This is a genomic window from Pseudoalteromonas sp. 1_2015MBL_MicDiv (assembly GCF_002407505.1).
GTDB classification, from domain to species: domain Bacteria; phylum Pseudomonadota; class Gammaproteobacteria; order Enterobacterales; family Alteromonadaceae; genus Pseudoalteromonas; species Pseudoalteromonas fuliginea.
Genome location: NZ_CP012737.1, coordinates 1412934 through 1436949, shown reverse-complemented (window position 1 = coordinate 1436949; position 24016 = coordinate 1412934). Strand labels below are relative to the sequence as shown.

21 protein-coding genes and 2 tRNA genes are annotated in these 24016 nt (G+C 38.8%); 8 read left to right on the top strand and 15 right to left on the bottom strand.

Going from position 1 to position 24016, the window contains the following annotated elements:
• Positions 1-239: 239 nt before the first annotated feature.
• Positions 240-767: a VC2046/SO_2500 family protein gene (locus AOR04_RS06610; RefSeq protein WP_033023203.1), complete on the bottom strand. Its 528-nt coding sequence runs from the start codon at positions 765-767 to the stop codon at positions 240-242.
• A 112-nt stretch (positions 768-879) separates the two neighbouring features.
• Between AOR04_RS06610 and AOR04_RS06605 the strand changes: the two genes are divergently transcribed.
• Together AOR04_RS06605 and AOR04_RS06600 are read left to right on the top strand one after the other, a co-directional pair.
• Positions 880-964, top strand: a tRNA-Tyr gene (locus AOR04_RS06605).
• Positions 965-1013: 49 nt separating this feature from the next.
• A tRNA-Tyr gene (locus AOR04_RS06600) sits at positions 1014-1098 on the top strand.
• Positions 1099-1141: 43 nt separating this feature from the next.
• Here the strand turns inward: AOR04_RS06600 and AOR04_RS06595 are convergent.
• From AOR04_RS06595 to AOR04_RS06585, 3 genes are all read right to left on the bottom strand, one after another.
• Entirely contained in the window at positions 1142-1840 is a 699-nt protein-coding gene (locus AOR04_RS06595; protein ID WP_096792826.1) for a M48 family metallopeptidase, read from the bottom strand.
• A gap of 541 nt (positions 1841-2381) precedes the next feature.
• Entirely contained in the window at positions 2382-2807 is a 426-nt protein-coding gene (locus AOR04_RS06590; protein WP_442960152.1) for a VOC family protein, read from the bottom strand.
• 16 nt (positions 2808-2823) lie between these two features.
• Positions 2824-3555, bottom strand: coding sequence for an HD domain-containing protein (locus AOR04_RS06585; protein ID WP_442960146.1), 732 nt, complete (start codon positions 3553-3555; stop codon positions 2824-2826).
• A 64-nt stretch (positions 3556-3619) separates the two neighbouring features.
• Here AOR04_RS06585 and AOR04_RS06580 point away from each other — a divergent pair, with 64 nt between their 5' ends.
• A complete protein-coding gene (locus tag AOR04_RS06580; protein ID WP_007375901.1) occupies positions 3620-4810 on the top strand; it encodes a class I SAM-dependent methyltransferase in 1191 nt (396 codons plus the stop codon).
• 20 nt (positions 4811-4830) lie between these two features.
• Here the strand turns inward: AOR04_RS06580 and AOR04_RS06575 are convergent, their stop codons facing one another.
• From AOR04_RS06575 to AOR04_RS06525, 11 genes are all read right to left on the bottom strand, one after another.
• Entirely contained in the window at positions 4831-5127 is a 297-nt protein-coding gene (locus tag AOR04_RS06575) for a PilZ domain-containing protein (RefSeq protein ID WP_008135574.1), read from the bottom strand.
• Between the two features lie 8 nt (positions 5128-5135).
• Positions 5136-5516: a response regulator gene (locus AOR04_RS06570; protein ID WP_007375903.1), complete on the bottom strand. Its 381-nt coding sequence runs from the start codon at positions 5514-5516 to the stop codon at positions 5136-5138.
• A 75-nt stretch (positions 5517-5591) separates the two neighbouring features.
• Positions 5592-9479 (bottom strand): ATP-dependent RNA helicase HrpA, encoded by a 3888-nt coding sequence (gene hrpA, locus AOR04_RS06565; RefSeq protein ID WP_198403010.1) that lies wholly within the window; start codon positions 9477-9479, stop codon positions 5592-5594.
• Positions 9480-9673: 194 nt separating this feature from the next.
• Positions 9674-10705 (bottom strand): isoaspartyl peptidase/L-asparaginase family protein, encoded by a 1032-nt coding sequence (locus AOR04_RS06560; protein ID WP_033038482.1) that lies wholly within the window; start codon positions 10703-10705, stop codon positions 9674-9676.
• 291 nt (positions 10706-10996) lie between these two features.
• The gene (locus AOR04_RS06555; protein WP_007375906.1) at positions 10997-11701 is read right to left on the bottom strand and encodes a SapC family protein; all 705 of its coding nucleotides are present in this window, start codon (positions 11699-11701) and stop codon (positions 10997-10999) included.
• Positions 11702-12039: 338 nt separating this feature from the next.
• Positions 12040-12750 carry a 6-phosphogluconolactonase gene (gene pgl / locus AOR04_RS06550; RefSeq protein ID WP_096792823.1) on the bottom strand — a complete coding sequence of 237 codons (711 nt, stop codon included), beginning with the start codon at positions 12748-12750 and terminating at the stop codon, positions 12040-12042.
• A gap of 2 nt (positions 12751-12752) precedes the next feature.
• Complete coding sequence (gene zwf / locus AOR04_RS06545) at positions 12753-14225, bottom strand: glucose-6-phosphate dehydrogenase (protein ID WP_007375908.1); 1473 nt, start codon at positions 14223-14225, stop codon at positions 12753-12755.
• Between the two features lie 272 nt (positions 14226-14497).
• Positions 14498-16144, bottom strand: coding sequence for a glucose-6-phosphate isomerase (gene pgi, locus AOR04_RS06540; protein ID WP_096792822.1), 1647 nt, complete (start codon positions 16142-16144; stop codon positions 14498-14500).
• Between the two features lie 400 nt (positions 16145-16544).
• Positions 16545-18800 carry an aminotransferase class V-fold PLP-dependent enzyme gene (locus AOR04_RS06535; RefSeq protein WP_096792821.1) on the bottom strand — a complete coding sequence of 752 codons (2256 nt, stop codon included), beginning with the start codon at positions 18798-18800 and terminating at the stop codon, positions 16545-16547.
• 137 nt (positions 18801-18937) lie between these two features.
• On the bottom strand, positions 18938-20008 hold the full coding sequence (locus AOR04_RS06530) for an AI-2E family transporter (RefSeq protein ID WP_008135569.1): 1071 nt from the start codon (positions 20006-20008) through the stop codon (positions 18938-18940).
• Positions 20001-20219 carry a hypothetical protein gene (locus tag AOR04_RS06525; RefSeq protein ID WP_007375912.1) on the bottom strand — a complete coding sequence of 73 codons (219 nt, stop codon included), beginning with the start codon at positions 20217-20219 and terminating at the stop codon, positions 20001-20003. Before AOR04_RS06525 ends, AOR04_RS06530 begins: the two co-directional genes overlap by 8 nt.
• Before the next feature lie 147 nt (positions 20220-20366).
• Here AOR04_RS06525 and AOR04_RS06520 point away from each other — a divergent pair, with 147 nt between their 5' ends.
• The 5 genes from AOR04_RS06520 to AOR04_RS06500 are packed head-to-tail and all read left to right on the top strand — an operon-like array spanning position 20367 to position 23886.
• On the top strand, positions 20367-21032 hold the full coding sequence (locus AOR04_RS06520; protein ID WP_033031327.1) for a hypothetical protein: 666 nt from the start codon (positions 20367-20369) through the stop codon (positions 21030-21032).
• Position 21033: 1 nt separating this feature from the next.
• Positions 21034-22491, top strand: coding sequence for a M48 family metalloprotease (locus tag AOR04_RS06515; protein WP_096792820.1), 1458 nt, complete (start codon positions 21034-21036; stop codon positions 22489-22491).
• Between the two features lie 53 nt (positions 22492-22544).
• Positions 22545-22892: an arsenate reductase (glutaredoxin) gene (gene arsC / locus AOR04_RS06510; RefSeq protein ID WP_096792819.1), complete on the top strand. Its 348-nt coding sequence runs from the start codon at positions 22545-22547 to the stop codon at positions 22890-22892.
• Positions 22892-23446, top strand: a complete 555-nt coding sequence (wrbA, locus tag AOR04_RS06505) for an NAD(P)H:quinone oxidoreductase (RefSeq protein ID WP_033031320.1) — start codon at positions 22892-22894, stop codon at positions 23444-23446. The genes arsC and wrbA overlap by 1 nt, the downstream gene beginning before the upstream one ends.
• Positions 23443-23886 (top strand): DUF2069 domain-containing protein, encoded by a 444-nt coding sequence (locus tag AOR04_RS06500; RefSeq protein ID WP_007375917.1) that lies wholly within the window; start codon positions 23443-23445, stop codon positions 23884-23886. The genes wrbA and AOR04_RS06500 overlap by 4 nt, the downstream gene beginning before the upstream one ends.
• The last annotated feature ends 130 nt before the right edge of the window (positions 23887-24016 follow it).

Sequence of the window (24016 nt, the reverse complement as noted above, 5' to 3'; positions counted from 1 at the left end):
GTTTAATGATAACGGCATTTCATGTCATACCATTTGACATCATTATAGCAATTGCATTAAATTTTTGGATGGTTTTTTTAAACTAAATCAATTTTTAGGCAATTAACATTATAAATAGCTACAAAGCCTCTCTTTTTAGCCATCATTATTATAAAAATGACCATTTAAAGCTTGTTTTACTGGGCCTGACATAAGCTGATTTGAAATCGTAGATAGATAAATTATTTTGTAGGTCAATATTATGCTGTAGCTAAGTGAAGCGGTTGATGTAATGATTCATCATTAAGACCATCATAGAATGAAGCTACGTCCATTTGCGGATGCGATAGCTGAGTCTCTTTGTTCTTAATACGTCTGCGCACAGCTAGCTCACAATTATCAAGCACATTGAGTGGAATATGAGCTAAATCATTTCTTATTGAAAGTGGTTCAGGGTTTAAGCAGTGTCGTAACTTAATATCGCTCATACCTGCATGCTCTCCCACATTTGATAATAAAGCGGCGTTGTGTTGCCCAATCAACATATTAAATTCATCAGGTGCTAAAGGCTGCTTCGGACCCGAACCAAATTGCTTACGAAGTGTCTCTTCTTCAACAATAGGGTTTTCAATATCTGTTTTTGGAAAATGGAACTGACTAAAATCAAGCGCATCGTGGGATAACATTGCCAATAAAAGAGAAAACTCTCCTCGACGTTGTTCGTGTACACTTTTATTCAACCGTGTACTTAGTTGACTCTCTGTGATTAACAAATCGTCGATTTGCATAGACTTTAGCCGATTATTGTAGGTAATAGATATTTATCGGCTTTATTTCATTTTTCTTTAGCTTTTTTCTTTACTTAAATATAAGTTTTGCTATTATCAGCGCCGTTGCACTGGAGGGGTTCCCGAGCGGCCAAAGGGATCAGACTGTAAATCTGACGGCTCAGCCTTCGCTGGTTCGAATCCAGCTCCCTCCACCACTTTTCTTACCGCTAAGTTAAGTGGGGCCAAGTGTAACAAAATTAGTGTGGAGGGGTTCCCGAGCGGCCAAAGGGATCAGACTGTAAATCTGACGGCTCAGCCTTCGCTGGTTCGAATCCAGCTCCCTCCACCACTTTTCTTCTAAAATACCTTATATTTTAAACTTCAATAATTTTTTAAAATTCCCACTGTAAACTTTGTCCATTATTCTTTAACCAATCTGATGCTATCTTATGATCCGGATAAAACTTAGCTACACGTTGCCAAAATACACGACTGTGGTCTAAGTGACGTAAATGCGCCAACTCGTGGACTATGACGTAGTCTATAATTGATTTTTTGGCTCCAATCAAGAGTAAGTTAAACGAAAGCTCACGTTTACTATTACAACTCCCCCATTTACGTTTATAGATACGTATTCGTAAATCATTCGGTAAAGGTTCCTCCATTAGTTTACAAAAGTGGGCAAGACGCATATCAATATATAATCCTAATTTTTCAGTTAAATACGCCTCAAGTAATGTTTTATACTTCAATTTTTTATGGCTCACTCGAGAAGAACACAATACGCTTAATGTATTCTCATGCTCTATAACTTGAGAATGCAAAGCGTGTTCAAACGTTATGTCTATAAGATTTGAGAAAATTAGAATTTTATGTGTTTCGAGTGGATATTGCTTTGAGTCTGCAATATTAATCTGTTTATCAAGTTGGCTATTTACCCAATCTCGTTTCTCAACCAACCATAAATCCAACTGTTTTTTAGGAACATAATGAGGCGCATAAACGGTTATTGACCGTTGGTGCACTTTAATAGCAACAGTCTTACGTCGGGCACTTCGCTTTAATTGATACTCAAACAACAGTTCTACCACATTTAACCAACACGAAATTTCTAATATTTTATACCAATAGGCTTAAGTATGGGATCTAATTAATAATAAAAAACAGGTCTATAACTAAGTGAAAACTTTATATCTAACTGCTTCAAACGATAATAGAAGACCAAGCCTTGCTGACCTTACAATATTAAAGTTCATTTTATCTAAGAGCGATTTAATCGCTGCGTGAGGTGTGTCACCTAGTGGGGTCGGTAACTTTTCATGCGTTACCTTACTGACTTACATCCATGTGAAAACAAGTAAAAACCTAGCAAAGCTTCTGCGTCCTGATCACGATTTTCACCTATATTTGTGCAGCGACAAAACGTAAATTACCTTTAGGTTGAATCCTAAAAACAGCGCATGTCTGGCACTTATGTTAACTGTACAAGCACAAATAATTGCTAAAAAATACAGTTTCACTTGAAACAAAAAAGCAGCGAATAAACCCCAATTAGATATTATTCAAAGTGATAGCAGTATGATAAAAACTTACACATAAATTCATATAATGGGAATTATAGGATTAACTACATTAGCTTTTTTTAGATGAATGCGAACCTAAGTTAACCGATGGATAGTAAAGTTTTATATACGAGTAATCATGAGATGTGATCTCATGGCTATTACCACTGTCATCTTTAAAATACATTGAAAACGTTACACCATGATCAGCAAGAACCGCTTTTATATTTAAACTTTCAAGATGACTAAGCCACTGTATAAATTGCTCCCCTGTTGCCAAAAATGCAATTCCTTTACTGCGCCCCTCACCTTCAAAAAGTGCTAAACGAGTCGTTGAACTAGCATCCTCGAGCGTTAAAGGTCCTCGTCCGTCCTCATTCCAAAAAGCAAGTTCGGATACTATACTAAAACCTAAAACGCGCTCATACCATTTAACTGCATTCGATAAATTTTCAACATTCAAATGGCAATGATCAATACCTGACAATTTAGGCATATTTTTATTATCCACGTTACTCACCAATTTCTGACTTTAATTGCTCTAAAAACTCATGCATGTAAACTGTACGCCTATTCGCTTCTGCTTTAGCTGATGGGGTATTCATGCTTTGAGCAATATGTAATAGTTTTATAAAAAAATGATCAAGTGTATATTTTTTATCATCAGCTTCTCGTTCAATACAAAAAGGGTCTTCTGGGTTATACAATAACCGAGAAATTGAGCCGCCAACTTTCATACATCGACTCACCCCAATCGCACCTAGTGCATCCATTCTGTCAGCATCTTGTACTATTTGCGCCTCAACTGTTTTAATTTCTATATTTGCGCTAAAGCTATGAGCCGCAATAGCATGATGAATATCATCAAAAAGTGACTCGTCATAATCAATCGATTTTAAAAATTCCAGTGCCTTATCTGCTGCCATAGTAGAGGCTTTTGCACGATCAGGGTGGTTTTTAGCCACCGCCACACAGTCATGCATCCACGCTGCAGGTAATACAACTGACATATTAGCCTGCTCTGCATTACATAGTTTTATTGCAACGAGCACCACTCGCTCTATATGCGTAATATCGTGAGCCACATCGGCATGCACTAAAGAGGTTATAAATTCTCTGCATTGTGAATTAAGTATTTGTAAATCGGGGCTTAAAACGGCGTCAGGCACTTTCAGGTTCCAAAAGCTAATTAATAAGTGAATTATTAGTACTTTACCGTGCTTTATAGCCCTCTTGCAAAACATTCATTGTATGTTGCCCGCTGCTTGACTAAAATACAGCGCTTATTTATTACTACTGAGAAGCCTTATGTCATCTGCCGTTTACCTACAAGCTGGTCGCGATAAATCATTAAAAAGAAAACACCCTTGGTTATTTTCAAAAGCCATCAAAAAAATTAAAGGTAAACCTGGATTAGGCGACACAGTAACGATTCACGATAGCGAAGGTAAGTTTTTAGCAACTGCTGCTTATAGCCCTCATTCGCAAATTCGTGCACGTGTTTGGAGCTTTGACGAAAAAGAAATCATCGATCAAAACTTTTTTGAACGCCGTTTACGTCGCTCATTAGAAGCACGGAGCCAAGTAATAGAAGAAGGCGGATTAACAGGCTTTAGATTATGTGCAGCTGAGTCTGATTACTTACCAGGCGTTACAATCGATAAATTTGATAATGTACTAGTTTGTCAGTTACTAAGTGCGGGTGCCGAGCGTCATAAAGGCGAGATTGTTGGCGCGTTAATGGCTATTTTTCCAGGTTCTAGCATATACGAGCGCTCAGACGTAGAAGTACGTACAAAAGAAGGTTTGGAGCCAATTAAAGGTGTTCTTTGGGGTAATGAGCCAACACAACCTGTACTTATTGAAGAAAACGGCTTAAAAATTGAAGTCGATATAATTGAAGGTCATAAAACCGGATTTTACTTAGATCAACGCGATAGCCGTGCTGCACTTGAGCGTTTTTCAAAAGACAAAACGGTACTTAACTGTTTTAGTTACACAGGTACATTTTCGTTGTACGCTTTGCGTGGCGGGTGTGAGCATGTCACTAACGTTGATGTATCGCAACCAGCGTTAGATACTGCTAAACGTAATGTTGAGCATAATAACTTAGACTTAAATAAAGTTGATTTTGTGAAGCAAGATGTCTTTAAGTTACTGCGTCAATACCGCGACGAAGGCAGACAGTTTGATACCATCGTAATGGATCCACCAAAGTTTGCTGATAATAAAGCGCAGCTAACGGGCGCGTGTCGTGGTTATAAAGACATCAACATGATTGCCATGCAAATACTAAAACCAGGTGGAACATTACTGACATTCTCTTGCTCTGGCTTAATGGAGCAAAACCTATTTCAAAAAGTTGTTGCTGATGCGGCTCTTGATGCGGGCAAAGATCTACTTATAATGGAACGATTAAATCAAGCAGCCGATCACCCAATTGCGGGTAGCTACCCTGAAGGCTTTTACTTAAAAGGCTTAATTTGTAAGGTTTTTTAATATCTAATCATTCAATTTAATTAGTTAAACTGAATGATTTCAAGGCCTGCTGTTATTGTGCCATCATCTTCTTTGCTGGCACGTATTACCTTAGCCGTTGCTTTTAACGGTGCAATGCTAGGGTGAGTAGACGCTATATCAACTGTTAAAATAGTATCTGGCTCAAGTAAATCATCCAAATGCAATGATAACCCTGTCGCGCTCAAATCAACACACTCTGCCGTATAATTCAAGCCAGCTACTGGCTCCACTGTTGTTAAATTTGCAGTCGCATTTACCTGCATACGTCTAAAGTTTCGTTTGTCATCTGTGAACATAAATCCCTCTACACTATTGTATTAATTTGCTCTAACAATACACTCATTGAAAATGGTTTTACTACATAAGCGTCGCATCCTGCGTCAAATCCGGCTTTTTTCTCCAACTCCGACTCAAGGCCAGATACCATAACAATAGGTATATTTTTTGTCTCCGGGGTATGTTTTAGCATACGACATGTATCGTAACCATCAAGTCCTGGCATGCACACATCAAGTAAAATTATATCAGGTGGATTAGCAACCGCTGATGCTAAACAACTTTTACCTGAATCAGCATAGCTCACATCAAATTTAGCAGTGAGTGCTGCTTTAAGAATTTCATAATTAAAATACTCGTCGTCGACGACTAGCAGCCGTCGTGTTTTAGGTTCGATCAATGAGGACATGGGTATGCCGTTTCCTTCTCAAAGCAAAAATAAGTCCTCCCATTAAGGTACTAAGCTTAATGGAAAATGCAAGTTTTATTCTATTTCTTTTATTGCATTTAAAATGCGTTTTGATGAAATAGGGTAAGGAGTTCCTAATGTTTGGGCAAACAAAGAGACTCTTAGTTCTTGCTGCATCCAAAAAATATCGGTTACTTCTTGCGGAATTGGCAACCCTTTAGGTGTTTTATTAGTTAATTTCTTATATTCAATTGCCACTTTATCAAGTTCAAGTACGCATAACCTATCTCTGTTTGGATCAACTGGTAATTTTTCTAAGCGTTTTTGAATAGCTTTTAGGTAACGGATTAAATCCGTTATTTTATCTGCGCCATGCGCGCTCACAAAACCTTTAAATATAAGTGACTCAAGCTGTGATTTTATATCTCCGTGCGCCGTTATCATGGTTAAATCAACGCGTCCTTTCATTTTTTTATGCAGCGCGTGAGCAATACTTAATACTTGCTCAACTTGTGTTGCAATCGATACGACAGCATCACCGAGCTCACCACGTATTTGCTCTTTTACTGTTTCAAATGCTTTTTCATCGCGTATATCGCCGTGTTTTACTAATAAGCTATCAACGCCTGCGGCTATACAGTCATCGATTAAATCGGCTATTTTTCCAAACGGGTTAAAGTACAAACCCAGCTTTGCTTTATTTGGTAAATTTTGTTGTAAATACTTAATAGGTGAAGGCACATTTAATAACACTAAACGGCGTAAACCTTGTTGATGTGCTTGCTGTGCTTTTGCTTCGTTATCAAACAGCTCCACTGCAGCGGCTGATTTTTTATCCACCAGCGCAGGGTATGCTTTTATCTCATATTGACCTTGTTTTTTAACATATGAAGATGGCAGCTCACCAAAATCCCATTGTGTTAGGTCTGATTTTTCAATGCCTTTATCGGCTACTTTAGAGAGTGTTTCGGTTACTTCACCTTGCAGCTCTGCTTTAAGTTTGGCTAAATCAAGTCCACGAGCAAGTAACTTATCGCGTTCATCACGTACTTCAAACTGCAATCTTAAATGCGGTGCAAGCGCGGTTAAATCCCATGCCTCTGGTTCAACTTTTACACCTGTCATTCTCAATAAACGCGTCGTTAATGCATCAATTAAGCTCCCTTGCATTGGCTCAATAGCTGCCAGCACTGCATCAGCATAGTTTGGTGCTGGCACAAAATTACGACGAAGCGATTTAGGCAATGACTTTATAAGTCCACTTATTAGCTCATGCCTAAATGCTGGTATGTGCCAGTCAAAACCACTTTCTTGTACTTGATTCAACAGCGCGACCGGTATTTGTACCGCAACGCCATCAACTGCTTGGCCTGGATCAAAATGATAAGCAAGCGGCAATATAATATTGCCTTGCTGCCATGTATCAGGGTAGTCAAACTCGGTTATATTACTTGCACCATGCTGCATTAACTCTTCACGAGTCATGTGTAAGTAATGCTTATTTTGTTGTTTTTGTGTTTTATACCATTTTAAAAATGCAGCGCGGTTATTAATTTCTTTGGGTATTTTTTTATCGTAAAATTCAAATAACGTTTGCTCATCAACTAAAATATCACGACGACGTGACTTATTTTCCAGAACTTGAATATCTTCTATTAGCTCACTGTTAAATGCTAAAAAGCGCTCGTTTAAGCCCAGTTCTTGCTCAACTAATGCAGTGCGTACAAAAAGCTCTCGACTCACTTTAGGATCAATGTTGCTATAAACACAGCGGCGTTTGTTTACAACGAGTAGGCCGTACAAAGTTTGCTGCTCAAACGCAATTACCGCACCTGGCTTTTTCTCCCAATGAGGTTCTGTGTAACTACGTTTTACTAGGTGTTGTGCTAATGGCTCTACCCAGTTAATGTCTATTTTTGCATTTGTGCGGGCATATAATTTACTGGTTTCTACCAGCTCTGCTGACATGATCCATTTAGGGCTCTTTTTAAATAAACCTGAACCCGGAAAAATATGAAACTGACTATTACGTGCGCCTTTGTATATTTGTTTTTCATCTTTAAAGCCAATGTGGCTTAGCATCCCGCTTAATAACGCCTTGTGCACAAGCTCGCCATCAGCCGCTTGGCTGGTTGCTTTCATGCCCATTTCGTTACACACAGTACTTATTTGATAAACAATATCTTGCCATTCACGCAGACGCATATAGGCCAAAAAGTCTTTTTGACACAGCTTTCTAAATTGGCCGTTAGTCAGCTCGCTTTGCTGCTCTTCTAGGTAATTCCATAAGTTTAAAAAAGCAATAAAATCTGAATCTGGGTCGTCAAAACGACCGTGCTTTTCATTGGCCGCAGCACGTTTTTCCTGTGGGCGTTCACGTGGGTCTTGAATAGAAAGCGCCGCTACAATAATAATCACTTCACGCAATGCGCCAAGTTTATGGGCTGTTAGCACCATTTTTGCTAAACGTGGGTCAACGGGTAATCGGCTGAGCTCTCTACCTGAAGCGGTTAAACTTGTTTTGTTATCACGTTTGTCTGGTTTTACTGCTTGTAGTTCTTCTAATAACGATAAACCATCACTTATATTACGGCTATCTGGCGCTTGCACAAACGGAAATTGCGCCATATCACCAAGCCCGAGTGCCAACATTTGCAAAATAACTGAAGCAAGATTAGTACGCAGTATTTCAGGGTCGGTAAACTCTGGACGTGATAAAAAATCATCCTCAGAGTACAACCTAATACAAATACCCGCTTCAATACGTCCACAACGACCCATACGCTGATTAGCGCTTGCTTGTGATATAGGCTCTATTGGTAAGCGCTGTACTTTTGTACGATAACTATAGCGACTTATACGCGCAGTACCTGGGTCTATTACATAACGAATACCCGGCACAGTGAGCGATGTTTCGGCTACGTTAGTCGATAAAATAATATGGCGACGAGAATGCGGCGCAAATATACGGTTTTGCTCTGCGTTAGATAAACGCGAATAAAGTGGCAATACATCGGTGTGTTTTAAATTACGCTTGCTAAGTGCATCAGCGGTATCGCGTATTTCACGCTCACCATTTAAAAATATAAGAATATCGCCTGGACCTTCAGCGCACAGCTCATCAACGGCATCAAAAATACCTTGTAGCTGATCGCCCTCCGCTTCCATATCATCTTTATTAATATCAGTAATAGGGTTGTAGCGCACATCAACTGGGAAAGTACGACCCGATACTTCTATAATAGGCGCATCATCAAAATGCTTTGAAAAACGCTCAGGATCAATAGTCGCTGAAGTAATTATTATTTTTAAATCAGGGCGTTTTGGAAGTAGGTTTTTTAAGTAGCCTAGAATAAAGTCGATGTTTAAACTACGCTCATGCGCTTCATCAATAATAATAGTGTCGTATTGATTTAAAAAGCGGTCTTGCTGAATTTCTGCCAGTAAAATACCGTCAGTCATCAGTTTTACATACGTATTATTAGAAACCTGATCGCTAAAACGTATTTTAAAGCCAACTTGCTGACCAAGTTCACACTTCATTTCTTCAGCAATACGATTAGCCACGGTACGCGCTGCTAATCGGCGTGGTTGCGTATGCCCTATTAAACCATCAACACCACGACCAAGCTCTAAACACATTTTAGGTATTTGAGTTGTTTTACCTGAGCCCGTCTCACCGGCAATAATAACCACTTGGTTATTTACAATGGCGTCTTTAATTAATTCCTTTTTTTGACTTACTGGCAATTGCTCAGGGTAAGTCACTTTAGGGAGGCCAGCTAAGCGCTTATCGCGTAATTCTTGGCTACGGGTTATATCAGCCGCTATTTTTTCAAGCGCGTTGGCATGCTTGTTTTCATCGGTTATTTTTTTTACGCCATGTAAGCGTTTTTTGAAAATGAATTGATCTTTTTTTAAGCACGTTTTTAGCTCGCCAAACAACTGACCTAGGTTTACCACCCGCATACCTTATAAAATTAGTTAAAGAGCCGTAATTGTATCAAATTAAACGGCTGGGGTTAATCCTACAAAATGCATAACGCGGGGTTGTTTGTTATATAAACGCTGTTATTGAACTAAACGGTGAATAATAAATTTATTTTAAGCAGTTATTTTCAGCGCTAACTACATTGAATAAATTAAATGACGTTGGCTTATTCGTCGTTAAAAATGCCCACGTAGGTCGCTTGCGTATTCGATTTACTAGCTCGATACATGCCAGAGGTATTAAACGGCAAGCTAATATTACCCTTAGTATCAATAATAATGACGCCGCCAGTGCCACCAATGGGCTTAAGCACACCGTTTATAACTTCATCCCCTGCTTCGGCTATGGTTTTACCTTGGTACTTAACGCGCGCACATATATCGCTCGCTACGTTATAGCGAATAAAGTATTCACCGTGTCCTGTTGCTGATACCGCGCACGATTCATTTTCAGCAAATGTTCCGGCCCCAATTACCGGCGCATCCCCCACGCGGCCATAACGTTTTGCCGTCATACCACCGGTTGATGTACCTGCTGCTAAATTACCATTTTTATCAAGCGCCACTGCGCCAACCGTGCCCATTTTGTAAGAGTTAGGTAATGCTTTGTGCGCGGCTTGGTACTCTTTACTGGTTGCTTTGGCTTTATCTAATTTTTGTTTTGCTTTTAAAAGTGCTTTGTAACGAGATTCGGTATCAAACAAGTTATTTTCGATAAGCTCAACACCTTGCTCTTTAGCAAACTCCTCAGCGCCTTGCCCACTGAGCATTACGTGTACAGAGTTATCCATTACCAAACGCGCTAAATTAATTGGGCTCTCAATATGCTTTACACCCGCAACTGCACCTGCTTCACGGTTTCGACCATCCATTATTGATGCATCAAGCTCATGTCCGCCATCGTAAGTGTATACCGCTCCACGCCCTGCATTAAAATAAGGGGATTGCTCTAATACTGCAATTGCTGCAGTCACCGCATCTAAGCTTTCGCCGCCTTGATGTAATACTTTATAACCTGTCTCTACTGCTTGCGTTAATTTTGCCCGATACTCTTTTTCTTGAGCGGGTGTAAATCGTGCTTTTTCTATTGTCCCTGCCCCACCATGAATCGCAATGGCAAAAGGAGTCTCTGCAGCTACTACGCTATTACTTAAAGCAAAAAAGCTGCTCGCAAAAAATGCTAATAATGGTGTTTTCATAATGAATTCTTTTATGGGGAAGTTATAAACCAATGTGAATGGTTGCGGGCTTAATTTCAACCAAAGTGAGTTTAATGACATAAAAAAAGCGCCTTAAGGCGCTTTTTCAAAATTTAACGTGTTTGTAATACCAATTTTATTAAAAACATGATTATTCTAGCGTATTAAATAGCTCACTAACTACGTTGAAAATTATTTATATAGAACAACTATGTATCATAATTTTAGCCTTGTTATTGAGCTATTTTCTTATCGCTATAATAGAACACTAATTTAATGCAATTGGTATAATTAAGCTTGTTGAGCTTTTAAACGCGCTAAACGTGCTACTTGATGAGTAGACGTTAAGAAAGAATAAATTGGTGCTAAGTAACCACGTTTACGAAGCTCTAGGAAATCAGCATCGCTTAGCTCGTTTAGCTTTTTCTCATCGATAAGGTAAATACCGTTGATGTCTTTTTTCTCGCCTTTAATGTCTACTGTAAGCGTTTGCGCAATGAGTAGCTCTTTATCAGCAAGGAATTTAGTGAACGCTTCAGTTACTTGAGAAAACTCAATAAAAGATACAAGCGCTTCTTTACGACGTTTTAGGTAATCAGTCTCTTCGCCATTTTCGAATAATGCGTTGCCTTCATCTTCACCAACAAGCGCACTTGCTTCATCAATTACAATGCCGAATTGATCTTGCTCTGGGTGCTTAACTAGACCCAGTGGGTAACGAGTAGATGCCATTGGTGCAAATGCTGCTGTCCATTTACCATCTTCTACAAAAAGGTTTTCGCCTGGCTCAAGACCAAACATAGCGACAGCTTGGTAAGTGTCATTTTCGTTATTTTTAACGAATGACATTGGAAACTCGTTTGCTACACGTGCAAACTCATGTGCAACTACTGGCACTAAATGTTGAGTTTTCATGAATTCTACATTGATGCCATTTTTAATTTTAATGTTGGCATGTTTTTCGTTGTGTAAAGGCTGTACTTGTTGCTCCGCCATGTTACTGCTCCGTTTATTTTTAGTTTATGTGTTTCATTTTTAATACCTTAAGGCTAATGCTTTTGAAACCAAAAAGGAAGGGAAACTTTTATGACAGTCGTCATCAAAAAATAAAATTTAACTAAATCCAAGCGTTGCTAAAAAACACACAACCAAAACACATAAAATCAGATTAAAAACAATACACTTAATGATTGTTTTTAATACAAGTTACGGATACTCATTCACATTGATTAACAGTCAGAGTGCGTTTATTTATAGTGTTTAGACTTAAATTTGAGCAAATAAAAAAGGCAGCTTATATAAGCTGCCTTTAAAAATCACATTGGTACTTTAATTTAAGGCGCCCAATACACTTCAATATTTATGCTTGGGTGGTTAAGTACAGCGCGAAGTGGCATATCATTAACATCGCCCCCCGCTTTTGCTTGCTTATAAACAGCGAGTTTTTCTTCACCGCTAATTAAAAGCTTAACTACTTTAGATTGCGCAATGGCATTTAAAGTTAGTGTCATTCTCTCAGTAATACTACCTGTTACTTCACTTTCAATCGCGTTAATAGCACACACTGATTGTGTGGTTGTTAAACCATGCTTTAAACCGTTTGCATTTGGGAATAACGACGCTGTATGGCCATCAGGGCCCATACCTAAAATAGTCACATCATATGGTATTTTTAGTTCGCTATAAGCCGTTTCACACTCTTGTGTGCCCTGTTGGGCCGTTGCAGCAGTGTTCTTCATAGTAATAAAGTTAGCAGCACTACCATGATTTTGTAATAATGTACTTTTAATAAATGCTTCATTACTTTTTTCATGGCTTGAGTCTACCCAACGCTCATCAACCATAGCAACATCAACATGTTGCCAATCTAAATCAAGGGTTGATAAATGCTTATAAGCAGGTGCTGGTGATGAACCGCCTGATACCATCAATACAGCACGTCCATCATTTTTAATACCATCACGCAGTGATTGCTCAAGCGTTGCTGAAAGCTCTTTCGTCAACGCATCTTTATTATCAAAAAATTTCTCAACTAATGTTGCCATATTTATGCCTTATCGCCCGCGTTAAACCATACATGGCTCTTCTCTGCCAATAACTCATCGGCATCATCAGGACCCCAGCTACCTGCACGATAAAGTGCCGGTTTGCCTTTTTCTTGCCATCTGTCAATAATTGGATCAATCCATTTCCACGCTTGACGTACTTCATCACGATGAATAAATAACGATGGGTTATCGGCAGCCGCATCAAGCATTAAACGCTTGTATGCATCTGAGTGAAAACCGTTACTGTAAGCTTGTGAAAGCTCAATATTCATCGTTACTGGTTCAAGTTGCATTTCCAAATTATCGAGGCGCTTAGACATAAGCGTTAGTTGAATTGTTTCCTCTGGTTGCAAGCGAATAACAAGGCGATTTGGCTCAATATTACCTACGTTATCTTCGTAAATATTATGAGATACTTTTTTGTATTCAACCACAATTTCTGCACAGCGCTTAGCCATACGTTTACCTGTACGAAGATAAAATGGAACACCAGCCCAACGCCAGTTATCAATGTGTGCACGAATCGCAACAAAGGTTTCTGTTTTGCTAGAGCCTTCTTTTAGTTCTTCAAGATAACCGGGTACAATTTTACCATTTAAGTCACCAGGCACATATTGACCGCGCACAATATTTTCATCAACATCGCTACCATTCAATGGGCGAAGTGCTTCTAATACCTTTAGCTTTTCATTTCGGATACTGCTGGCGTTAAGTTTATTGGGCGCTTCCATTGCAACTAAACACAGTAGCTGTAACAAGTGGTTTTGAACCATGTCACGAAGTGCACCGGCTTTATCATAAAAACCAGCGCGGCTTTCAAGGCCAACCGTTTCTGATAAGCTAATTTGGATGTTATCAATAGATTTAGCATCCCACATATTTTCAAACAATGAGTTTGAAAAACGCAGCGCCATTAAGTTTTGTACTGTTTCTTTACCTAAGTAATGATCAATTCGGAAAATTTGCTCTTCATTAAAAAACTCTGCAATTTTTCCGTTAATTGCTTCAGCAGAATCACCGCAATAGCCAATTGGTTTTTCAACAACAACACGTGATGTAGGGGTAATTAAACCTTTCGTAGAAAGTATTTCACAGCAAGTGCCGTATACAGCTGGCGGAAGAGATAAATAAAACACACGCGATTTAGTGCTTTCGTGCTCATCTAAAATGCCTTTTAGCACATCCCAATTATCATCCGCTTCTGTAACATTACTTACTACTGGCACTAAAAAAGTAGAAAACGCTTTCCAATCTTTAGCGTTAAACTCACCTTTGCTTAAAAATTCTTGTAATGCTTTATGCGCTGTTTCTACGTATTCAGCACGTTTAGATTCTTCGCGCACTGTTGGTAGGATACGTGAGCCTTCAGGTAAATTACCTTCTTGATATGCTCTGTACATTGCAGGTAGTAATTTGCGTAACGCAAGATCACCACCGCCCCCAAAAATTATAATATCAAAAGGATTAAGCATAGTTACTCTCTACGTTGTGATACCCAGTACATTTTATAAATGCGCGGGTATGCCTATTTATTGCTAGATTAGATGGCTTTTATAACTGTATTCAAATAAAAGCCTGCTGAATTGTTCTGTATTGATGATTTATTATTATTTATTTTATCATTTACGCTTATTAAATGAGCCTTAGGGGCCCTGTATCTCCTCTCACAAAAATACAGACCCTAAGCACTCCAGCGCTACCCGTTCAAAGGTACTCGGTTTACTTACTTACGTAAGCGAATTTTTTACTGCGTACGGTTTTGCTTGTAGTACGCCATTAAGCCGTTTGTCGAACTATCATGGGCGTGTTTTACGCTTTCATCAGTGAGTTCACTTTCAATTTTAGATGCTAACCCTTTACCTAGCTCTACACCCCATTGATCAAACGAGCATATTTCTAAAATAATGCCTTGGCAGAATATCTTATGTTCATACAGTGCAATTAAACGACCCACTGTTTTAGCATCTACAGTATCTAATAACATAGATGTTGTAGGACGATTGCCTTGATGAATTTTATGATTTAATAACTCATCAATCTCTGCTTGCGATTTACCCTTAGCGGTTAAATCAGCTGTCACTTGCGCTGCATCTACACCACTCATCATCGCTTCTGTTTGTGCAAAGAAGTTCGATAATAAAATATCGTGATGTTTATCAACATTCACTTGTGGTTTAACTGATGCAATAAAATCTGCAGGTACAATTACATTACCTTGGTGTAAGCACTGATAAAAGGCATGCTGACCATTAATACCCGTCATGCCCCAAATAATTGGAACCGTGCTGTAAGGTACCGTTTCGCCCGCAAAGTTAACGTGCTTACCATTACTTTCCATTTCGCCTTGCTGTAAATAAGCTGGTAACATATGCAGAGCTTGGTCGTACGGTAATATAGCTTGCGCTGTGTAGCCCAAAAAGCTGGTATTCCATACACTAAGTAATGCCATAATTAATGGTATATTTTGCTCAAACGGCGCAGACTTAAAATGTTCATCTATTTCAAACGCACCTTCTAAAATTGCTTCAAAGGCGTCGTAGCCTAAATATAAAGCAATGGGTAAGCCTATCGCACTCCAAAGTGAAAAGCGACCGCCAACCCAATCCCACATAGTGAATACGTTTTCGTCGCTGATACCAAAGGCTGCCGTTTTCTCTAAATTTGTACTTACTGCAACAAAATGCTTTGCAATTGTACTTTCATCTTTTGCTGTTTGTAAAAACCAATCAACGGCTGTTTTAGCGTTTGTCATGGTTTCTGACGTAGTAAATGTTTTTGACGAAATAACAAATAATGTTGTTTCAGGATCAATGGCTTTTAAAACAGACGAAATTTGTACACCGTCAGCATTAGATACGTAATGAACATTCAATGTATCATCTGCCAGTGCTTTTAATGCCTCGGTTGCCATTTGCGGACCAAGGTTAGAGCCACCAACACCAATACTTACAACATCTTTTACCGCTTTGCCGGTATAGCCTAGCCATTTTCCGCTACGAACTTTTTCAACAAACACTTTAATTTTAGCTAATTCGTTATCTACTGCTTGTGTCACGTTTTCACCATCAACAATGAGTGGTGTATGAGCACGATTGCGAAGTGCCGTATGCAGTACTGAGCGATTTTCAGTGATATTAATTTTTTCACCACTGAACATTTTATCGCGCCACGATGCAATATCGCAATCTTTAGCAAGCGACATTAAGTTAGCAAAAACATCGTTATCAATAAGTTGCTTAGAATAGTCGAATAATACGCCAGGTACTTGAGTAGAAAACTGAGAAAAACGCGTGTCATCTTGTGCAAATAACGTTTTCAGATGTGTTTGTTTCATCTTAGCTGCACTTTGTTCGAGTGCTTGCCAACTTGCTAGTTGCGTTCGGTTAGACATGAGAATACCCTCTAAATTTTTCAACCAATTGATTTAAAAATGCTTTTTATAAAATAAAAACGATAAAATTTGCTTATTCACACTAAAATAAAACGCCGATAGTATAACTAAAAATGCAAAAAAGGTGCTGTTTTTATAATTTTAGATGCAGATGATAACGCAATTTTTAGCTTTTGACACCGGTATCATAAAGATTTTATAAATTAATTTACCTGTAATTTTAAAGGCACCTGCCATAGCTTAATTGATTAAAATGAAATATTGATGAATTTTCATAAGCACAATAATTACTTTATATAGTTATTCACTAAGTACTGTACTTGCTTGCCTTGCGATCAAATCGACCTTAAAAACAAAAAATCGGCCATAAAGCCGATTTTGTATAAATTACAATCTTTGTTTAATTGCTAAGCGCTAACCCACCATTTAAATTATAAACAGCTTTATAACCCAGCTGCATTAAATTACTCGCAGCAATTTTTGAGCGGTTACCACTGCGGCATAATAAAATGTATTTGTTATTTTTATTCAACTGTCCTTCAAATACCGCATTCGCCATTCTGCTAAGCGGTATATTTAATGTTTTTTCATCGAGTATATTAAATAACTGGGCAACATTATTTGCGCCGTGTTCGTATGGCTCGCGTGTATCAATTAAATATACATCGCTGGTGTTTAACATTATTTTAGCGTCATCAAAATTTAATTGCAGTGTATCTACTTCAGGTAGCGCATTTACATAACCGCACAGTTGTGTGTTATTCACTTGTTTTGAAGCATCGTACTGCTGCTTTTCAATTACAAATTCATCAACTGAAATACTGCCGCTCACTAACGCATTGAGTAATGGCGTTTGGCTTTGCTGAACGGCCCAGTTCATAGCAAAACATTGTTGGTAGTCGTGCCCTGAGCAAATAATACTAATGTTATTTAGTTGCTCGCTTATTGCTAAAATAGAGCGAGCCATAGCTTTTGCATCCCCACCCATAAGGGAAGTATTGCCAAGTCCTGCAGGCAGAATTAAATCACCACAAAAACAATAACGCGTTTCGCCACTACTGTTTTTTAATAAATAACTTACGCTATCTTTGCTATGCCCAGGTGTAGCAACTTTTTCAAGTGCGTCATTTGCTAAGCTAATATTTGCTGCGCCTACGGGCCAACCTAGCGAATCAACCTCACCTTTTACAACTCTTGATGCAAGAACGCTGGTTAACAAATTAGTCGCTGACTCTCGCTCTTGATGAAGATGAGTATTAAGCACCGCTGAAATAGTTAAGTTTTGTGTATTGGCTATTTTTTCAAAACGCGGAATAAGCTCAATAATCGGGTCTATTATAACTGCGTGTTTATCATCGCTCACATAAAGCCAACTACATGCACCTTGGTGCCTAAATTGAGTAAGGCCCAGTGCGCACACTTCTTGCTGTGGTGTCGTACTGTCAGACACGATTAAACAGTTTGCTTGTAATATTGTTCTTAGAGCGCGAATACGACCACAAGCATTATCAATATCTTGCTGTGTTGCCGCAGGTCCAAACGAAAGTCTAATTGCGTTTTCGCTTTGCCACTTGCTTGCACCCATTGCATCTAAAACAAAACTTGTTGATGCCCCCGTACTACAAGCCGAGCCTCCACTTACGCGTATGCCCGCCGCATCAAATAAATCAATCACCTCTTTGCTTGTTAAATCGTTAACAGCAAAATTAAGTGTAGTGGGCACGCTATAAGCAAAGTCGTGATTAAATGTAATATTGCCAAAGGTATCTACAATTGCACTTTGTAATTGACTGCGATAGGAATTAAGTACATCAACTGATTTAAATGTACCGTCTGATTTATCGAGCAACAGACTAAATAGCTTATTTAGCCCTGCAATACCGGGTAGATTTTCGGTGCCTGAACGCATTCCACTCTCTTGACCGCCACCCGCTATAAAAGGTGTATACGCACTGTCACTACGAATATATAAAAAGCCAATACCCTTGGGTGCATAAAGCTTATGCCCCGAAAAAGGGGCGTAATCTATTGTTGTGTCACTCAGCGCGAGTGCCTGTTTACCAAGCGCTTGCACGCAATCCACCATCCACGATACATTTTTATTGCGGCTACGAATTACCTGCTCAATAGCGGGTAAATCTTGATATACACCGGTCTCGTTATTAACGGCCATGGTGCAAATCATCAATGCATTATTAATATGCTCTGCAATAAAATCTAAGTCTAAAATACCGTTACTATCCACTGGAATAGCAAGCACTTCAGCGTTAATGTCAAGTACGCTATTCCAATGTTTAAGTGTATTTGGCACCGCTTTATGCTCAGTTGCGCCATATAATAATACTGGGTTTTTAACTGGGTATTTTTTAGCATTAATAAGCGTAGAAACTACTGCTGTTTGAATGCCTTCTGTCGCGCCAGACGTAAATAAAATATCGCCATTACTTGCGCCGATAACAGTGCGTGCTTTTTGACGTGTTTGTTCTAATAAATGCTTGGCTTGAATGCCTGTAATATGGGGACTTGAAGGATTACCAAAACAAATTTGCATAGTATGAGAAACAACATCAGCAATACAAGGCAACACAGGAGTGGTTGCGTTTGCATCAAGGTAAACTTGTTTTACTGGCTCATCGTGCAATAAAAAATCAGACATTAAAAAACGCACCTTATTACTAAAAAATATATCTTATTACCAATAGTACATAACTTTACAGGTAATGAGTAATAATCAATTAGCACTAGAGGTGCGTTTACTATTCTTTTTTAAACTAAAAGTCTGTTTACCTAACCTTAACTCTGGTTACTTAACTCTTCATGGGTTGACGACCAGGCTGTTATTAGCGCTTTTACTAATGAAGCCAATGGGATGGCAAAAAACACTCCCCAAAATCCCCATAAGCCACCAAAAAATAATACTGCGACAATTATAAACACCGGATTCAAATCAACCGCCTCAGAAAATAACAGTGGCACAAGTACGTTGCCATCAAGCGCCTGAATAATTCCGTAAATAATTAAAATAGTCCAAAACTGCGTTTCTAGGCCAAATTGAAATAGCGCCACGGCCGCTACGGGTATAGTCACAAGAGCAGCACCCACAAACGGAATTAACACAGAAAAACCAACTAACACACCTAGTAACGCCGCATAACGTAAATCTAAAACGGTAAATGCAATAAACGACACACCACCAACAATCAAAATTTCAAACACTTTACCGCGAATATAATTCATGATTTGCTGATTCATTTCGTTCCATACTTGCAAAATTAAGCGTCGTTGTTGGGGAATGAGTTTAGCTACGCTTCCTGTAAGCTCTAACTTATCTTTAAGCATAAAAAATACAAGTAACGGTACAAGTACCAAATAAATTAACCAAGCGACCACATCTTTTAAAGAAGTAAGCGAAAACGACAACACCACTTGGCCAAACTCAATAACTTTAGCCTCTACTGTTGCAACAATTGCTTGTACTTGCTCAGTATTAATCAAACTAGGGTATTGTTCGGGTAAAGCCAACAAGTAAGACTTCCCCTGCTCTACCATGTGTGGGGTTTCTTGTACTAAATTACTTGTTTGTTGCCAAAGTACCGGACCTATAACTAAAATAAGCGTCAGCATAATGCCGGTAAATACCAACATCACAATAACCGTTGCTGTAAAACGCTTTAAACCAAAGCGCTCTAAATGAAGTACAGGCCAGTCAAGTAAATAAGCGATTACAAGAGCAACCAGTACTGGCACTATTAAAGAGCCAAAAAAATAAAGTAAGGCAACCGATGCCAATAATAAAAATAATAAGGTAACCGAATGAGGATCCGAAAACTTTCTTTCGTACCATGTTTTTACATATTCAAACACGTAATGGCTCCACTAATAACAACCCTTGTTGTTTATTTAAATTGTAACTATAAGCATATTTTTTCAAAAATCGTTCTATATCATCAACGTTTTCATCGTTATTTAAACTAAAAGTGATACTTTGTTGTAATGATGATGCTTTACGCAAGCCCAATTTAAACTGAATAAACTGTTGAGGACACCTATAAATTCGCAAATCTTGTTGTAACATACTCGCTTTACCAATTTATTAAAATGAATAATAAGTCACATAATCACGGTCTTATTTTTCTAACACGTGAACAAATGTAACTTTTTCTTAAAACAACCCCTGCAATGGTTTATCCTGTATACCATAGTTAGTAGTAAGGATAAGTTAATGTCTGGCACGCATAATAAAGCGCAACTACCAAGTAATCCAACACTCAAAGAGATTAATTGGTTTAAAAAGCAAATAAATTGGGGGGAGTTACCTCCTTTTTATCATTTAGTTGCTTCCTCAGTCAGCGAATCTGAGGGGATATTAGAGCATGGTTTTGACAACGCTGTTAAACAGCTTATTAATAAACGCAACTGGAATTTAGACTTATTAGAAGGCTATGAAGATAACTTAGGTGAAATCCATACCAAGAATAAGCCTCGAATAGCACTTCATCAAGTGTTTACCGACCGCGGTTTTGAACTTTGGGCGCAACCTTATGCAAAAGACGTAGTCATAGATCAGTATATAAAAGGAAACCGCTTTGTTGAATTTAAAGTATGGGATCCTATTTCAATGAAAAGCCTGATCAGAATAAACCAATTACATAAATTTGTTGGCTTTTATTTTGAAAGTGGCGACAAAGCTGATAAAGCACTTATATTACATGCACACAAAGTAGTTCATAAAATTATTACTTTTTTGCAGCGCGAATTGAACGTTGTAAAGCTTGATGGAGTCACAATAAAAGAACTATACCAATTGTGCGAAAAAGACAGCCGTGCAAGTAGTGACGAAATAGACATTGCCAAAATTGCTATTGGTGAACCAATAAACAAGGAATAAAATGCAGCTAAAATCAGCCTTTATGACTTTATGCAGTGCCGCACTTACATTTGGCCTATTAGTAGGTGAGCCTTTAAAGGCGCAAACCAACTTTACACTTCCTGATTTAGGAACGTCAGCATTACAAGCACTTCCACTCGAAAAAGAACAAGCGATTGGCGAAGTAATGATGATGCAAATAAGAGGCTCATCGCCAGTAATTAACGATCCTGTACTTGATGAGTACCTAACTACGATTGGCCGCAAACTTGTAGCAAATGCTAATGGCGTACGCTTTCCATTTTCATTTTTTTGGATAAACAACCCTGAAATTAATGCGTTTGCATTTTATGGCGGACACGTTGGCGTACACACAGGCTTAATTGCTCAAGCCGATAACGAGAGCCAGTTTGCCTCGGTACTCGGGCACGAAATTGCTCACGTAACACAGCGCCACTTAGCACGTAGAATACAGCAGCAACAAGATAACAGTGCCTTGACCATTGCTGGTATGATTGCCGGTATATTGGCAACGGTTGTTGCACCTGATGCAGGTATTGCTATTATTTCAGCGAGCCAAACACAATCAGCTTTTAGCCAGCTAACCCATAGCCGCTCAGCCGAGCAAGAAGCTGATCGTATAGGCATGCAAACACTAAACAATGCAGGCTTTGATGCCCGTGCATCAAGTGAATTTTTAACCAAGCTAGCCGCGCAAATTCGTTACAAATATAAGCCACCTGCATTTTTATTAACTCACCCATTGCCTGAAAGTCGAGTATCTGATGTGCGCTTGCGTGCTGAGCAATTTCCGGTGCGTTACCTAACACCGAGTCTTAATTTTAACTTAGCAAAAAGCAGAGTACTAGCTCGCTACGACAATAAGCCTGAAAACGCTGAAGCACTGTTTAGAAAATTAATGCGTGAAAAAAATTACGATAATACAGCATTAAAATATGGCCTAGCTATAAGTTTGCTCGATCAGAAAAAACTTGATGAAGCACAACCTATATTAGATGAACTGTTACAAAGTGATCCTAAAAACCTATTTTACATAGATACAAAGACCGACTTACTCATCGCGCAAGAAAAAGCCGATGAAGCGGTTAAATTTTTAGCCGAGTTAAACAATTACCGCCCTAATAACCAAGTAATTACCCTTAATTATGCTAATTCGGCACTGGAAGCTAAACAATATGAATTAGCAGAGACCATACTTAAGAGTTTTTTACTTGAAAAGCCAGATCATAGCCTAGGTAAACAATTACTTGCCGACACTTATAAAAAACAAGATAAACTAGCAGCCTACCACGAGGCTAATGCCGATGTATTATCGCAATATGGTGCTTATTTAAAAGCCGCTGACGAAATCCAAAAAGCACTTAACTTCGTAGAATCAACAGAACTTGTAAAGCAGCAACGATTAAAAGCCTTGCTTACCCAATATCGTCGTTTACAAAAAGAGCTTGCAAGGCTTTAAGTCTGCAAGCGCTTGCCCTAAAATAGGCGAAACTTAATATTTGGATACATTTTATGTCTGTTACTCTTTACCATAATTCGCGCTGTTCTAAATCACGCGAAACACTTGCCTTATTACAAAGTAAATCTGTAGAGCCAACTATTGTCGAATACCTAAAAACACCACTGACTCACGAGCAAATTTCAACCCTTGTAAGCCAACTTGGTTTTTCATCGGCACGTGAACTAATGCGTACCAAAGAAGATGACTACAAAGCGCTTAACCTAAAAGATGAAACGCGCGAAAATGCACTTATTGATGCCATGGTAAAAAACCCTAAACTGATTGAGCGCCCTATTGTTGTTAACAACGGTAAAGCTGCTATTGGTCGTCCACCCGAAAACGTATTAAGCGTTTTATAATGAGCACAACCATAGTGGTACTTTATCACTCTAGCCACGGTTCAGTTGAAGCTATGGCACATGAAATAGCGGAGTCAGTAGAGCAACAAGGCGCAACTGCACTGCTTCGCACGTTTGTAGCTAAAAACACACACGATATCGTAATAACCAAAGATGATTTAATTAATTGCGATGGCCTTGCATTTGGCACGCCAACCCGATTTGGCATGATGGCCTCTCAAGCAAAAAGCTTTTGGGAAACCACCAGCGACTTGTGGCTAAAAGGCCAACTAATCGATAAGCCAGCGTGTGTATTTTCGTCATCAAGTAGTATGCATGGTGGAAATGAAGCAACCTTACTTAACTTATCTCTGCCATTATTACACCACGGCATGATGCTACTGGGCGTGCCATACGATGTGCCCGAACTACTTGCAACACAAACCGGTGGAACACCATACGGTGCAACACACGTCGCTGGCAGCGCTAACAGTGCACAGCTAAGCAAAGACGAAATTAAAATATGCCAAAGCGTTGGTAAACGCCTTACTCACATTGCGAGAAAACTTAAATGAATACAGCTGACAACCCAGCTAAAAAGCCAATTACAATAAAATTTCAACGTGCCGCACTATTTGGCTATGTAGGTTTGCTTGTTCTAATTCCATTGTGGATGTATTTTGTACCCCCTCTAAACGGTAATGCGAGCTTAGTATCTTTATTTTTGCCCATCATTCCGTTACTGCTGCCACTAAGAGGCATTATTAAAGACAACACTTACACCTATGCGTGGGCTAACTTTATTGTAATGCTGTATTTTATTCACGGGCTTACCATGCTCTGGGCAGCGCCAGCTGAACTGATATGGGTATTATTGGAGCTTGTATTTGCATCCGCCATGTTTATTGGTTGTACATATTATGCACGGCATCGCGGTCAAGAACTTGGTTTAAAAATCCGTAAACTTAAAGAAGAACTTGCAGAAGAAAAAGCGGCAAACGAGCACAATAAATAGCGTAAACCATAAGCAAAAAAAACCGTGTTTAAAGTTAATTAAACACGGTTTTTTTTATAAATAATTTGACTGTTTTTACACTTACAAAAACCTGCTTATATAAGGTCAATTTATTCAAATATTTTATAGG

Bases quoted from the DNA above. Each gene is read 5' to 3' on its own strand.
- AOR04_RS06610 (WP_033023203.1), bottom strand. From the start codon at position 767: ATGCAAATCGACGATTTGTTAATCACAGAGAGTCAACTAAGTACACGG.
- AOR04_RS06590 (WP_442960152.1), bottom strand. From the start codon at position 2,807: ATGCCTAAATTGTCAGGTATTGATCATTGCCATTTGAATGTTGAAAAT.
- AOR04_RS06585 (WP_442960146.1), bottom strand. From the start codon at position 3,555: ATGTTTTGCAAGAGGGCTATAAAGCACGGTAAAGTACTAATAATTCAC.
- AOR04_RS06580 (WP_007375901.1), top strand. From the start codon at position 3,620: ATGTCATCTGCCGTTTACCTACAAGCTGGTCGCGATAAATCATTAAAA.
- AOR04_RS06575 (WP_008135574.1), bottom strand. From the start codon at position 5,127: ATGTTCACAGATGACAAACGAAACTTTAGACGTATGCAGGTAAATGCG.
- AOR04_RS06570 (WP_007375903.1), bottom strand. From the start codon at position 5,516: ATGTCCTCATTGATCGAACCTAAAACACGACGGCTGCTAGTCGTCGAC.
- AOR04_RS06560 (WP_033038482.1), bottom strand. From the start codon at position 10,705: ATGAAAACACCATTATTAGCATTTTTTGCGAGCAGCTTTTTTGCTTTA.
- AOR04_RS06555 (WP_007375906.1), bottom strand. From the start codon at position 11,701: ATGGCGGAGCAACAAGTACAGCCTTTACACAACGAAAAACATGCCAAC.
- pgl (WP_096792823.1), bottom strand. From the start codon at position 12,750: ATGGCAACATTAGTTGAGAAATTTTTTGATAATAAAGATGCGTTGACG.
- zwf (WP_007375908.1), bottom strand. From the start codon at position 14,225: ATGCTTAATCCTTTTGATATTATAATTTTTGGGGGCGGTGGTGATCTT.
- pgi (WP_096792822.1), bottom strand. From the start codon at position 16,144: ATGTCTAACCGAACGCAACTAGCAAGTTGGCAAGCACTCGAACAAAGT.
- AOR04_RS06535 (WP_096792821.1), bottom strand. From the start codon at position 18,800: ATGTCTGATTTTTTATTGCACGATGAGCCAGTAAAACAAGTTTACCTT.
- AOR04_RS06525 (WP_007375912.1), bottom strand. From the start codon at position 20,219: ATGTTACAACAAGATTTGCGAATTTATAGGTGTCCTCAACAGTTTATT.
- AOR04_RS06520 (WP_033031327.1), top strand. From the start codon at position 20,367: ATGTCTGGCACGCATAATAAAGCGCAACTACCAAGTAATCCAACACTC.
- AOR04_RS06515 (WP_096792820.1), top strand. From the start codon at position 21,034: ATGCAGCTAAAATCAGCCTTTATGACTTTATGCAGTGCCGCACTTACA.
- arsC (WP_096792819.1), top strand. From the start codon at position 22,545: ATGTCTGTTACTCTTTACCATAATTCGCGCTGTTCTAAATCACGCGAA.
- wrbA (WP_033031320.1), top strand. From the start codon at position 22,892: ATGAGCACAACCATAGTGGTACTTTATCACTCTAGCCACGGTTCAGTT.
- AOR04_RS06500 (WP_007375917.1), top strand. From the start codon at position 23,443: ATGAATACAGCTGACAACCCAGCTAAAAAGCCAATTACAATAAAATTT.